The 12,573-nt window shown below is 64.6% G+C and carries 11 protein-coding genes; 10 read left to right on the top strand and 1 reads right to left on the bottom strand.

Annotation, left to right across the window (positions count from 1 at the left end):
* Position 1 precedes the first annotated feature (1 nt).
* Positions 2–766 (top strand): TerB family tellurite resistance protein, encoded by a 765-nt coding sequence (locus tag ACIPZ8_RS14225; RefSeq protein WP_400724040.1) that lies wholly within the window; start codon positions 2–4, stop codon positions 764–766.
* Positions 767–798: 32 nt separating this feature from the next.
* Here ACIPZ8_RS14225 and ACIPZ8_RS14230 read toward each other — a convergent pair whose 3' ends face one another.
* Entirely contained in the window at positions 799–1,797 is a 999-nt protein-coding gene (locus tag ACIPZ8_RS14230; protein ID WP_400724043.1) for an alpha/beta hydrolase family protein, read from the bottom strand.
* Between the two features lie 95 nt (positions 1,798–1,892).
* On the opposite strand from ACIPZ8_RS14230, the gene ACIPZ8_RS14235 reads away from it, so the two are divergent.
* From ACIPZ8_RS14235 to trpE, 9 genes are all read left to right on the top strand, one after another.
* Positions 1,893–4,280 carry a PAS domain S-box protein gene (locus tag ACIPZ8_RS14235; protein ID WP_400724045.1) on the top strand — a complete coding sequence of 796 codons (2,388 nt, stop codon included), beginning with the start codon at positions 1,893–1,895 and terminating at the stop codon, positions 4,278–4,280.
* A gap of 10 nt (positions 4,281–4,290) precedes the next feature.
* Positions 4,291–4,920, top strand: coding sequence for a response regulator transcription factor (locus tag ACIPZ8_RS14240; protein ID WP_054885209.1), 630 nt, complete (start codon positions 4,291–4,293; stop codon positions 4,918–4,920).
* Positions 4,921–5,060: 140 nt separating this feature from the next.
* Positions 5,061–6,185, top strand: coding sequence for an ABC transporter ATP-binding protein (locus ACIPZ8_RS14245; protein WP_400724048.1), 1,125 nt, complete (start codon positions 5,061–5,063; stop codon positions 6,183–6,185).
* Positions 6,186–6,225: 40 nt separating this feature from the next.
* A complete protein-coding gene (locus ACIPZ8_RS14250) occupies positions 6,226–7,260 on the top strand; it encodes an ABC transporter substrate-binding protein (RefSeq protein WP_400724051.1) in 1,035 nt (344 codons plus the stop codon).
* 60 nt (positions 7,261–7,320) lie between these two features.
* Complete coding sequence (locus tag ACIPZ8_RS14255; RefSeq protein ID WP_103448737.1) at positions 7,321–8,568, top strand: ABC transporter permease; 1,248 nt, start codon at positions 7,321–7,323, stop codon at positions 8,566–8,568.
* Positions 8,569–8,579: 11 nt separating this feature from the next.
* Positions 8,580–9,407, top strand: a complete 828-nt coding sequence (locus ACIPZ8_RS14260) for an ABC transporter permease (protein WP_400724055.1) — start codon at positions 8,580–8,582, stop codon at positions 9,405–9,407.
* Between the two features lie 94 nt (positions 9,408–9,501).
* Entirely contained in the window at positions 9,502–10,176 is a 675-nt protein-coding gene (rpe, locus tag ACIPZ8_RS14265) for a ribulose-phosphate 3-epimerase (RefSeq protein WP_027917448.1), read from the top strand.
* The gene (locus ACIPZ8_RS14270) at positions 10,173–10,991 is read left to right on the top strand and encodes a phosphoglycolate phosphatase (RefSeq protein ID WP_110639263.1); all 819 of its coding nucleotides are present in this window, start codon (positions 10,173–10,175) and stop codon (positions 10,989–10,991) included. The genes rpe and ACIPZ8_RS14270 overlap by 4 nt, the downstream gene beginning before the upstream one ends.
* 71 nt (positions 10,992–11,062) lie before the next feature.
* Positions 11,063–12,544 carry an anthranilate synthase component I gene (trpE, locus tag ACIPZ8_RS14275; RefSeq protein ID WP_400724059.1) on the top strand — a complete coding sequence of 494 codons (1,482 nt, stop codon included), beginning with the start codon at positions 11,063–11,065 and terminating at the stop codon, positions 12,542–12,544.
* Positions 12,545–12,573: the final 29 nt, after the last annotated feature.

A 12,573-nucleotide genomic window follows, 5' to 3' on the forward strand; every position in this document is an offset into this window, starting at 1 on the left:
CATGTGGTGGCCAGGCACGGTAATCGGGCTGGGCGCGGGCTTTGCGGTCGCCAGTATTCCAGGCGCGCTGCTCGGTGCCTTGCTGGGCCAGGCAATGGACCGTCGCATCCGCTTGCAGGGCTGGGAAGACATGCGCGAGCGCCTGGGCGGTCGCCCGGCCCTGCAAGACGATGAGTTGCTTTTCGTGTTGCTCGGGCGACTGGCCAAGAGCGATGGCCGTGTGGCCGAGCAGCACATCCAGCAGGCGCGGCAGGAAATGGTCCGCCTGGACATGGCCGAGGCCGAGCGTTTGCGGGCGATAGCCGCGTTCAACCGGGGCAAGGCCGGCAAAGACAGACTCACCGGCCACCTGCGCCGCATCCGGCTGCAGCCGCATGCTGCCGAGGGCACCTTGCGCGCCTGCTGGCGCATGGCCTGGGCCGACGGCAAGGCCGGGCGGCACGAGCGTGAACTGCTGCTGGAGTGGGGGCAGAAGCTGGGCCTCAGCCGTCGTCAGGTGCAGGCCATGTCGCTGGAGTACGAGCCACGCAAGGCGCCGGTGTCAGGCGGGGTGATGAACTACGCGGCAGCCCTGCGCTTGCTGGGGGTCGAGGCCGATAGCGAAGGGGACCAGGTCAAGCAGGCTTACCGGCGCCTGGTCAGCAAGCATCACCCGGACAAACTGGCGGGCAGCGGAGCAAGCGAGGCGCAAGTGCGCGAAGCGACCGAGCGGACCCGCGAACTGCACCAGGCCTATGCCATCGTTCGAAAGCGGGGCGGGTTCTAAAAGGGGCGCACAGCGCCCCTGGCAACCTGGAATTAATGTTGCGGGCTCATCCAGCCCCGAACCCTGCGGAACAACTGCTCCTGTTCACCGTCCTTGTTGGCCGGCATGGCAATCAATGACAGCTGCTTGTATTGGCTGTCCTTTTGCCGCTTGCTGGCCTGCAGGCGCTGTGCTGCCGCAGTGCGGTCACCGGTACGGGTGGCGTAGTAGAGGTCGGCCGTCGGTACCTTGAGGGTTGGCGTCAGGCTTTCCAGGTCGTGCTCGACCCGGGCCGGCGTCTGTGCGGCAACCATCACCAGCTTCTGCACCTGCGGCGGTTGCTTTTCGCTCAGGTAGCGCGCTGCCCAATAGGCGCCGCTGCCGTGGCCGATCAGCACGATGCTGCGTGAGTTGTGCTGCTGGGCATAGGCCACGGCAGCATCCAGGCGGGCGAAGATGCGTTCGGCGTCGGCCACGTCGTTCTGTTCGCTGGCTTGCTCGGCGTCGGTGCTTTCTGCGGTATCGGCGTCGGTGGCGGTGGCCTGGGCGATGTTGGCATTGGCGTCGGCGGGGGTGTCCTTGGCCGGTGCGGTTTCGCCTGCTTTCTTCTCAGGCGCTGGCGTCGGCTTGGCCTCTACCCGCGCCTGCGGGGCATCGGCGAGCAGGTCGGGCAGGCTCACGCTCAGGCTGTGCCAGCCGATATCCGGGAACTTGCGCCGTAACGGGCCGACTGCGTTGGGCCAGTCGGCATTCTCGCCAGCGCCAGGGACGATGATCACGGCACCCTGCGGATCGCTGTCGTTGGCCGGCTTCCACAGGGCCAGGAAGCTGTCCGCTCCGGCCTGCAGGGTCTGTTGTTCGGCTTTTGGCACCAGGCGCTCCAGGGCTTGGGCGTCCTCCTGGCTGCGCTCCAGCAGGGGCGGGCGTGGCGCCGGGGCGGCGGGCGCCTCGGCTGCAGCCTCCGGCTTGGCGGCGTCAGCGGCCAGGGCGCCGAGTGGTAGAAGCGAGGCCAGGCAGCACATTGCCAGCGTCGTGCGATAAAGTGTGGACATGAATCAACCCAAGGCCAGAATGATACCGGCAGCCTAATAGTATTTGCCCGCGGCGGCCATGCTGCATGGCCGCCCTTGCCAAGACGAGCGTGTAGATGAAGCGATTGCGTCGCCTGTTGGTTATCGGCTGGTTGTGCCTGCCCTTGATCGCCCTGGCACGGCCGGAAGTGCCGTCAACGGTGACGCTGGAGCCTGCCCAGCAGCAATGGCTCGACAGTCATCGCAGCCTGCGTGTCGGCCTGGTGCTGCAGGCGCCCTACGCGCAGTTCGACCGCCGCCTGCAGCAGCTTTACGGCGCCAACGTCGAGTTGGTCAACTGGCTGGGGCAAGCGCTGGGCCTGGATCTTACCTGGCGCAATTTCGCTGACCAGGCAAGCCTTGAACATGCCTTGCAGGCGGGGGAGATCGATTTCGCCCCAGGACTGACGCAAACACCGGCCAGCCTGCGCCTGTGGCTGTTCAGCGACCCTTACATGCGGGTACCGCAGCTGGTGGTGGGGCCGCGTACTGGGGCGATGGCGGTAGAGCTGGAAAAACTCGATGGCGAAACCCGCGTGGCCGTACGCATGCCCAGCGTCCTTGCCGACTATCTGCGCGGCAATTACAGCGGGCTCAATCTTCAGGGCGTGCCCAGCGAGCGCGAAGCCTTGCAACTGGTGGTCGGTGGCCAGGCCAGTTACGCCGTGCTCGATGAGGCACAGCTGAGTCGGCTGTCACGGGAAAGTGAGTTTGCCGAGCTGGTGGTGGTGGGAGATATCGGCTTGCCGCAGTTGCTGCGAGTGGGTTCGCGACGCGACTTGCCGGTGCTTGCCGATGTGCTCGAACGCGGGCTGCAGGCCATGCCGGCCAAGGAACTGGAGCAACTTCACCAGCGCTGGTTGCAGCCTAAATACCCACGCTTGAGCGAGTCGCCTGGCTTTTGGCAGAACCTGGCCTTGCTGTTCGGCATGTTGCTGCTGTGCGCCCTGGCCACGCTGGTGTGGCAGCGTCGGCAGCAACGTCAGCTGGAGCGCAGCCTGCTGGCCACGCGGGAAAGCCTGACCGAGCGGCAGGGGCGCGAAGAGGCGCTGCGCCTGAGCCAGTTCGCCATCGATCAGAGCACGGTGGGCATTCTCTGGGTCAACTGGGACAGCCATGTACGCTACGCCAACCATGCGGTGGAGCACATGCTCGGCTATGCCGAGGCCGAGCTGCTGGAGCGCCCGCTGATCGACTTCGAGCCGAACCTGACCATGGATCGCTGGCTTGAACTGTGGAAGGGCGCCCGTGCCGGCGATGGCGGTGCCCGGCAATTCGAAACCCAGTGCCGGCGCGCCGACGGCAGCTTGCTGCCGGTGGAGCTGTCGCTCAGTTTCCTGCGTTTTCGCGATGCCGAATACCTGGTGGTGTACCTCGCCGATGTCACCGAGCGCCATCGCGCCCTGGCGGCCTTGCGCGAAAGCGAGGCGCGGCTAAAGGGCATCGCCGGCAACGTGCCAGGCCTGGTGTTCCGCCTTGAGCCCGCGCCTGCCGAAGGTGAGCTGGAATTTCCATACATCAGCGAGGGCAGCGAGGCACTGGTCGGCTACACGCCCGCGCAGATCCAGCACCCACTGATGGGTTTGCGCAATCTCGTTCATCCAGACGATCGGGCTGACTACCACCAGGTGCAGGACCTGGCCATTGCCAGCGATCAGGACTGGTCGTGGCAAGGGCGCATCCTCACCCGCCAGGGCGAGCAGCGCTGGGCCGACATCAAGGCCAGTGCCCGGCGTTTGCCCAATGGCCGGGTGGCCTGGGACGGTATCGTCTGGGACATCACCCAAGGCAAGCGCGCCGAACTGGCGCTGGCCCAGTCGCAGGAGCAGCTACGCGAACTATCGGCGCACCTGGAGAGCGTGCGCGAAGAAGAAAAGGCCCGCATCGCCCGCGAAGTGCACGATGAGCTGGGGCAGATGCTGACCGTGCTCAAGCTGGAAGTGTCGATGTGCGAGCTGGCATTTGCCGAACTGGACCCTGGCCTGCACGAGCGCCTGGGCAGCATGAAGCGCCTGATCGCCCAGCTTTTCCAGCTGGTGCGCGACGTCGCCACCGCGCTGCGTCCACCGATCCTCGATGCGGGCATCGCCTCGGCCATCGAATGGCAGGCGCGGCGCTTCGAAGCGCGCACGCAGATACCTTGTCTGGTACAGGTACCGGATAATCTGCCAGCATTGAGCGATGCCAAGGCCACCGGCCTGTTCCGCATCCTGCAGGAGGCGTTGACCAACGTGATGCGCCATGCCCAGGCGCACAGCGTCGAGATCGAGCTGGTGCGTGAAGACGGGCAACTGCGCATGACCGTCAGTGACGATGGCACCGGGTTCTGCCGGGACCAGCCCAGGCCCACGTCGTTTGGCCTGGTCGGCGTGCGTGAGCGGGTGCTGATGCTGGGTGGCAGCATGGCGCTGGACAGTGAACCAGGCGAGGGCACCAGCCTGAGCGTGGCCATTCCCTTGGAGTAGGAGAGCGAGCGTGATTCGAGTGCTGGTGGCCGAAGACCACACCATTGTCCGGGAAGGCATCAAGCAGTTGATCGGCCTGGCCAAGGACATGCAGGTGGCGGGTGAGGCCGGGAATGGCGAGCAATTGCTCGAGACCCTGCGCCACACACCTTGCGAGGTGGTGTTGCTGGATATCTCCATGCCGGGGGTGAATGGCCTGGAGGCGATCCCGCGTATCCGCGCGCTGCACGATGCCCCGGCGATCCTGATGCTGTCGATGCATGATGAGGCGCAGATGGCGGCCCGTGCGTTGAAAGCTGGCGCTGCGGGCTATGCGACCAAGGACAGCGACCCGGCACTGTTGCTCACGGCGATTCGCCGGGTGGCAGGCGGCGGGCGCTATATCGACCCGGCCCTGGCCGACCGCATGGTCTTCGAGGTAGGCCTGACCGAAACCCGGCCACTGCACACGCTGTTGTCGGAGCGCGAGTTCTCGGTGTTCGAGCGCCTGGCCCAGGGCGCCAACGTCAACGACATCGCCCAGCAGCTGGCACTGTCGAGCAAGACCATCAGCACCCACAAGGCCAGGCTGATGCAGAAGCTCAAGGTCAATTCGCTGGCGGAACTGGTGAAGTACGCCATGGAGCACAAGCTGGTCTGATTGCGACATCCTTGTAGGGATCGCCCTACAGAAAATCTTCCATCGGGATGATGGCATTCTCTCAGCACCGCCGATTTCCGGGCGCTTGCGGCTCTTCTACTCTTTTGCCTACGCAGTCATTCCAACAAGAAGGTGCAGGCATGAGCGAGGCGAATTCGAACGCTGCCACCGGCGAGACGCTGGTCAGCTTCCGTGGTGTGCAGAAGAGCTACGACGGCGAGTCGCTGATCGTCAAAGACCTCAACCTGGACATTCGCAAGGGTGAATTCCTCACCCTGCTCGGCCCCTCCGGCTCGGGCAAGACCACCAGCCTGATGATGCTGGCGGGTTTCGAAACCCCCACTGCCGGCGAGATCCAGCTGGCCGGGCGTTCGATCAACAACGTGCCGCCGCACAAGCGCGACATCGGCATGGTGTTCCAGAACTACGCACTGTTCCCGCACATGACCGTGGCCGAGAACCTGGCCTTCCCACTGACCGTGCGCGGTCTGAGCAAGACCGACATCAGTGAGCGGGTCAAGCGGGTGCTGAACATGGTCCAGCTCGATGCCTTCGCCAAGCGTTACCCCGGCCAGCTTTCTGGCGGTCAGCAGCAGCGTGTGGCGCTGGCCCGGGCACTGGTGTTCGAACCACAGCTGGTGCTGATGGACGAACCGCTGGGGGCCCTCGACAAGCAGCTGCGCGAACATATGCAGATGGAGATCAAGCACATCCACCAGCGCCTGGGCGTGACCGTGGTCTACGTGACCCACGACCAGGGAGAGGCGCTGACCATGTCCGACCGCGTGGCGGTGTTCCACCAGGGCGAGATCCAGCAGATCGCCGACCCGCGCACCCTCTATGAAGAACCCTGCAACACCTTTGTCGCCAACTTCATCGGCGAGAACAACCGCATCAACGGCACCCTGCTGGCCAGCGACGGCAACCGTTGCCAGGTGCAGCTGGCCCGCGGCGAGCGGGTCGAAGCGCTGGCGGTGAACGTCGGCCAGGCCGGCGAGCCGGTGACCCTGTCGGTGCGCCCCGAGCGCGTGCGCCTCAACGGCCACAGCGAAAGCTGCGTCAACCGTTTCTCCGGCCGCGTGGCCGAGTTCATCTACCTGGGCGACCACGTACGGGTGCGCCTGGAAGTCTGCGGCAAGGCCGACTTCTTCGTGAAGCAGCCGATCGCCGAGCTCGACCCGGCGCTGGCCGTGGGCGATGTGGTACCGCTGGGCTGGGAGGTGGAGCACGCCCGCGCGCTCGATCCGATTGCCGAAGCCCACTGATGGATTGCTTCACCAACCCTGTACTGTGGAGAGAATAATAATGCGCAAGCAGTTGAAACTGACCGCCCTGGCCCTCGGCCTGTGCGCCGCTGGCCAGAGCATGGCGGCGGACCTGACCGTGGTCTCCTTCGGTGGTGCCAACAAGGCGGCCCAGGTCAAGGCGTTCTACGAGCCATGGGAGAAGGCCGGCAAGGGCAAGATCGTCGCAGGCGAGTACAACGGTGAAATGGCCAAGGTCAAGGCCATGGTCGACACCAACAGCGTGTCGTGGAACCTGGTGGAGGTGGAGTCACCAGAGCTGGCCCGGGGTTGCGACGAAGGCATGTTCGAAGAGCTCGACCCGAAATTGTTCGGCAACGAGTCCGATTATGTGAAGGGCGCCATCCAGCCTTGCGGCGTGGGCTTCTTCGTCTGGTCCACGGTGCTGGCCTACAACGCCGACAAGCTGAAGACCGCACCCACCAGCTGGGCCGACTTCTGGGATACCAAGAAATTCCCGGGCAAGCGTGGCCTGCGCAAGGGCGCCAAGTACACCCTCGAATTCGCCCTGATGGCCGACGGCGTTGCGCCGAAGGACGTGTATCAGGTGCTGGGTACCAAGGAGGGCGTGGATCGCGCCTTCAAGAAGCTCGACGAGCTCAAGCCAAGCATCCAGTGGTGGGAAGCCGGTGCCCAGCCGCCGCAATACCTGGCCTCGGGTGACGTGGTCATGAGCTCGGCCTACAACGGCCGCATCGCTGCAGTGCAGAAAGAGAGCAACCTCAAGGTGGTGTGGAACGGCGGCATCTACGACTTCGATGCCTGGGCGATCCCGAAAGGCGCCAAGGATGTGGAAGAGGCGAAGAAGTTCATCGCCTACACCGTGCAGCCAGAGCAGCAGAAGACCTACTCCGAGAACATCGCCTACGGCCCTGCCAACTCCAAGGCCGTACCGCTGCTGGCCGATGCAGTGAAGAAAGACATGCCGACCACGCCTGAGAACATCGCCAACCAGGTGCAGATCGACGTGGCCTTCTGGGCCGACAACAGCGAGCAGCTGGAGCAACGCTTCAACGCCTGGGCGGCGAAGAAGTAAGAAACCGGGAAGCGGGGCTGCGCAGCAGCCCCAATTTCAGCCTGTATCGCGGAGTTCGCCATGGCCATTGCAGTGCCCCTCAACGAAGGCGCAGGTCCAAGTCTCAAGCAGCGCCTCAAGCATGCCGAGCGGGTCAACCGCTGGAAGGCGCAGGCGTTGATAGCGCCGCTGGCGCTGTTTCTCCTGCTGGTGTTCCTGGTGCCGATCGCGGCGCTGCTGTACAAGAGCGTCGGCAACCCGGAAGTGGTCGGCGGCCTGCCGCGCACGGTCGAGGTGATCAGCCAGTGGGACGGCAAAAGCCTGCCCGGCGAGGACGTCTACAAGGCGTTGAGCCAGGACCTGGCCGAGTCGCGCAAGAACCAGACCCTGGGCGACCTCTCCAAGCGCCTGAACATGGAGCTGGCCGGCTACCGCAGCCTGCTGGCCAAGACTGCCCGGGCGTTGCCGTTCAAGGCCGAGCCTGCTTCTTATAAAGACGCTTTGCAGGCGCTCGACGAGCGTTGGGGCGACCCGGCCTACTGGCAGGCGATCCGGCGCAATACCAGTTCGGTGACCTCGTTCTACCTGCTGGCTTCGCTCGACCACCGTATCGATGACCTCGGCGAGCTGGCCAAGGCCACCCCCGACCAGGCCATTTACCTGGATATCTTTGCCCGCACCCTGTGGATGGGTGTGGTGATCACCGCCATCTGCCTGGTGCTGGCCTATCCGCTGGCCTACCTGCTGGCCAACCTGCCGACCCGGCAGAGCAACCTGCTGATGATCCTGGTGCTGCTGCCGTTCTGGACCTCGATCCTGGTGCGGGTGGCCGCCTGGATCGTGCTGCTGCAGTCCGGCGGTTTGATCAACAGCGCGCTGATGGCGATGGGCATCATCGACCAGCCGCTGGAACTGGTGTTCAACCGCACCGGCGTGTACATCTCGATGGTGCACATCCTGCTGCCGTTCATGATCCTGCCGCTGTACAGCGTGATGAAAGGCATTTCGCCAAGCTACATGCGTGCGGCGATTTCGCTGGGCTGCCACCCGTTCGCCAGCTTCTGGCGGGTCTATTTCCCGCAGACCTACGCCGGCGTCGGTGCCGGTTGCCTGCTGGTGTTCATCCTGGCCATCGGCTACTACATCACCCCGGCACTGCTTGGCAGCCCGAACGACCAGATGGTCAGCTACTTTGTCGCCTTCTACACCAACACCAGCATCAACTGGGGCATGGCCACCGCGCTGGGCGGGCTGTTGCTGCTGGCGACCGTGCTGCTGTACCTGATCTATAGCTGGCTGGTCGGCGCCAGCCGCCTGCGCCTGAGCTGAGGAGCCTTGAGATGCTGAGCCCCTACATGTCGCCCGTCGAGCGGGTGTGGTTCTACACCCTGCGCATCCTTTGCGGCCTGATCCTGTTGTTCCTGGTGCTGCCGGTACTGGTGATCGTGCCCCTGTCGTTCAACAGCGGCAGCTTCCTGGTGTACCCGCTGCAGGGGTTTTCGCTGCAGTGGTACCACGACTTCTTTGCCTCGCCCGAGTGGATGCGGGCGCTGAAGAACAGCATCATTGTCGCGCCAGCGGCTACGGTGCTGGCCATGGTATTTGGCACGCTGGCATCGATCGGCCTGACCCGTGGTGACTTCCCGGGCAAGTCGCTGGTGATGGCACTGGTGATTTCGCCGATGGTCGTGCCGGTGGTGATCATCGGCGTAGCCAGCTACCTGTTCTTCGCCCCGCTGGGCCTGGGCAACAGCTTCATCTCGCTGATCCTGGTGCACGCGGTGCTGGGTGTGCCGTTCGTCATCATCACCGTGTCGGCGACCTTGCAGGGCTTCAACTACAACCTGGTACGTGCGGCAGCCAGCCTCGGTGCCTCGCCGTTGCTGACCTTCCGTCGGGTGACCTTGCCGCTGATTGCCCCTGGGGTGATCTCGGGGGCGCTGTTCGCCTTTGCCACGTCGTTCGACGAAGTGGTGGTGACGCTGTTCCTCGCCGGGCCTGAGCAGGCGACCCTGCCGCGGCAGATGTTCAGCGGCATTCGCGAGAACCTCAGCCCGACCATCGCGGCGGCGGCGACCTTGCTGATCGCCTTCTCGGTAGTGTTGTTGCTGACCCTGGAGTGGCTGCGCGGGCGCAGTGAGAAACTCAGGACTCAACAGCCTGCCTGAAGCAAGGGTGTGGTCGGGGTTTGATACCAATCAGCCCCGATCCGCTTCCCTGAGTTACAATGCGCGCCACCGTGATTCTGCCAACAGGTGCGCCATGCAGCCCTACGCTATTGCCCCCTCCATTCTCTCTGCCGATTTCGCCCGTCTGGGCGAAGACGTCGACAAGGTTCTGGCGGCGGGTGCCGACATCGTCCACTTCGATGTCATGGACAACCACTACGTACCCAACCTGACCATCGGCCCGATGGTCTGCACCGCGCTGCGCAAGTACGGCGTGACCGCGCCGATCGACGTGCACCTGATGGTCAGCCCGGTCGACCGCATCATCGGCGACTTCATCGAGGCCGGCGCCACCTACATCACCTTCCACCCGGAAGCCTCGCAGCACATCGACCGCTCGCTGCAACTGATCAAGGACGGCGGCTGCAAGGCCGGCCTGGTGTTCAACCCGGCCACCAGCCTGGACGCCCTGAAATACGTGATGGACAAGGTCGACATGGTCCTGCTGATGAGCGTCAACCCAGGCTTCGGCGGGCAGAAGTTCATCCCCGGCACCCTCGACAAGCTGCGTGAAGCCCGCGCGCTGATCGACGCCAGTGGCCGCGACATCCGCCTGGAGATCGACGGCGGCGTCAACGTCAACAACATCCGCGAAATCGCCGCCGCTGGCGCTGACACCTTCGTGGCCGGCTCGGCGATCTTCAACGCCCCGGACTACCAGGAAGTCATTGCCAAGATGCGCGCCGAACTGGCCCAGGCCCGCCCATGAGTGGCTTCGAGCAGCTGTTCCCGGGGACGCTGCCCAGGCTGGTGATGTTCGATCTGGACGGTACCCTGATCGACTCGGTGCCGGACCTGGCTGTTGCCGTGGACCGCATGCTGCTCGAACTGGGGCGCCCACCTGCAGGCCTGGAGGCAGTACGCCACTGGGTCGGCAATGGTGCCCAGGTACTGGTGCGCCGCGCCCTGGCCGGTGGTATCGAGCATGATGCCGTGGACGACGCGCTGGCGGAAAAGGGCCTGGCGTTGTTCATGGACGCCTATGCCGAAAGCCATGCGCTCACCGTGCTCTACCCCGGTGTGAAGGACACCCTGCGCTGGCTGCAGAAGCAGGGTGTGGAAATGGCGCTGATCACCAACAAGCCGGAGCGTTTCGTCGCACCATTGCTGGACCAGATGAAGATCGGCCGTTATTTCCGCTGGATCATCGGCGGCGATACCTTGCCGCAGAAAAAACCCGACCCGGCGGCGCTGCTGTTCGTCATGCAGATGGCCGGGGTCAGCCCGCAGCAGTCGCTGTTCGTCGGCGATTCGCGTAGCGATGTACTGGCGGCCAAGGCGGCCGGTGTGCAATGCGTGGGCCTCACCTACGGCTACAACCATGGCCGGCCGATCACCGAGGAATCCCCCAGCCTGGTGGTCGACGACCTGCGCGCACTGCTGCCCGGTTGCGCAGACCCGGCCACTGGGATAACGTTGGCGGACCTTCAAGCCTCCCAAGACAGAGAGTCCACCGTGGCGGTCACTGGCAAATTCTGGATGAAAGTCATCAAGGCCCTGGCCCGTTGGCGCTGGCGCGCCTGACTTATGCCCGCCGGCGCCTGCCGGCCCGTCCGCTTGCCCGACCCCCATTGCTGCTTGCCACGAGGCTACCCATGACCCGCGAAGAATTCCTGCGCCTGGCCGCTACCGGCTACAACCGCATCCCTTTGGCCTGTGAAACCCTGGCCGACTTCGACACGCCGCTGTCGATCTACCTGAAACTGGCCGACCAAGCCAACTCCTACCTGCTCGAGTCCGTGCAGGGCGGCGAGAAGTGGGGCCGTTACTCGATGATCGGCCTGCCGTCGCGCACCGTGATGCGCGTGCATGGCTACCACGTGAGCATCCTGCAGGATGGCGTGGAAGTGGAAAGCCACGACGTCGAGGACCCGCTGGCCTTCGTCGAAAGCTTCAAGGACCGCTACAAGGTCGCCGACATCCCCGGCCTGCCTCGTTTCAACGGCGGCCTGGTCGGCTACTTCGGCTATGACTGCGTGCGGTACGTGGAGAAGCGCCTGGGCGCCAGCCCCAACCCGGACCCGCTGGGCGTGCCGGACATCCTGCTGATGGTTTCCGACGCGGTGGTGGTGTTCGACAACCTGGCTGGCAAGATGCACGCCATCGTGTTGGTCGACCCGGCTGAAGAGCAGGCCTTCGAGCAAGGCCAGGCACGCCTGCAAGGCCTGCTGGAGAAACTGCGCCAACCCATCACGCCTCGCCGTGGCCTGGATTTGAGCGGGCCGATGGCTGCCGAGCCGGCATTCCGTTCCAGCTACACCCGTGACGACTACGAGAACGCGGTGGGACGTATCAAGGAATACATCCTGGCCGGCGACTGCATGCAGGTCGTGCCGTCGCAGCGCATGTCGATCGACTTCAAGGCGGCACCCATCGACCTGTACCGCGCGCTGCGCTGCTTCAACCCGACGCCTTACATGTACTTCTTCAACTTCGGCGACTTCCATGTGGTCGGCAGCTCGCCGGAAGTGCTGGTCCGGGTAGAAGACAACCTGGTCACCGTGCGCCCGATCGCCGGTACCCGTCCGCGTGGGGCCACCGAGGAGGCCGATCGTGCGCTGGAAGACGACCTGCTCTCGGACGAGAAAGAGATCGCTGAGCACCTGATGCTGATCGACCTGGGCCGCAACGACGTGGGCCGGGTATCCTCGACTGGTAGCGTGCGCCTGACCGAGAAGATGGTGATCGAGCGCTACTCGAACGTGATGCACATCGTGTCCAACGTGACCGGCCAACTGCGTGAAGGCCTGACCGCGATGGATGCGCTGCGGGCAATCCTGCCGGCGGGCACCTTGTCGGGTGCACCGAAGATCCGCGCGATGGAGATCATCGACGAGCTCGAGCCGGTCAAGCGTGGCGTTTACGGTGGTGCGGTGGGTTACTTCGCCTGGAACGGCAACATGGATACCGCGATTGCCATCCGTACTGCGGTGATCAAGGACGGCGAACTGCACGTGCAGGCCGGTGGCGGCATCGTCGCCGACTCGGTGCCGGCGCTGGAGTGGGAAGAGACCATCAACAAGCGCCGGGCGATGTTCCGTGCCGTGGCGCTGGCTGAGCAGACTACCGCCAAGTAAATCGATTGGGGCCGCATAGCGGCCCCATG

The sequence above is a fragment of the Pseudomonas sp. NPDC089422 genome (genome assembly GCF_044749405.1).
Taxonomy (GTDB): Bacteria; Pseudomonadota; Gammaproteobacteria; order Pseudomonadales; family Pseudomonadaceae; genus Aquipseudomonas.

Coding starts and splice junctions, on each gene's coding strand:
- ACIPZ8_RS14245 (WP_400724048.1), top strand. CDS start 5,061: ATGAGCGAGGCGAATTCGAACGCTGCCACCGGCGAGACGCTGGTCAGC.
- ACIPZ8_RS14250 (WP_400724051.1), top strand. CDS start 6,226: ATGCGCAAGCAGTTGAAACTGACCGCCCTGGCCCTCGGCCTGTGCGCC.
- ACIPZ8_RS14270 (WP_110639263.1), top strand. CDS start 10,173: ATGAGTGGCTTCGAGCAGCTGTTCCCGGGGACGCTGCCCAGGCTGGTG.
- ACIPZ8_RS14225 (WP_400724040.1), top strand. CDS start 2: ATGTGGTGGCCAGGCACGGTAATCGGGCTGGGCGCGGGCTTTGCGGTC.
- ACIPZ8_RS14255 (WP_103448737.1), top strand. CDS start 7,321: ATGGCCATTGCAGTGCCCCTCAACGAAGGCGCAGGTCCAAGTCTCAAG.
- ACIPZ8_RS14230 (WP_400724043.1), bottom strand. CDS start 1,797: ATGTCCACACTTTATCGCACGACGCTGGCAATGTGCTGCCTGGCCTCG.
- trpE (WP_400724059.1), top strand. CDS start 11,063: ATGACCCGCGAAGAATTCCTGCGCCTGGCCGCTACCGGCTACAACCGC.
- ACIPZ8_RS14260 (WP_400724055.1), top strand. CDS start 8,580: ATGCTGAGCCCCTACATGTCGCCCGTCGAGCGGGTGTGGTTCTACACC.
- rpe (WP_027917448.1), top strand. CDS start 9,502: ATGCAGCCCTACGCTATTGCCCCCTCCATTCTCTCTGCCGATTTCGCC.
- ACIPZ8_RS14235 (WP_400724045.1), top strand. CDS start 1,893: ATGAAGCGATTGCGTCGCCTGTTGGTTATCGGCTGGTTGTGCCTGCCC.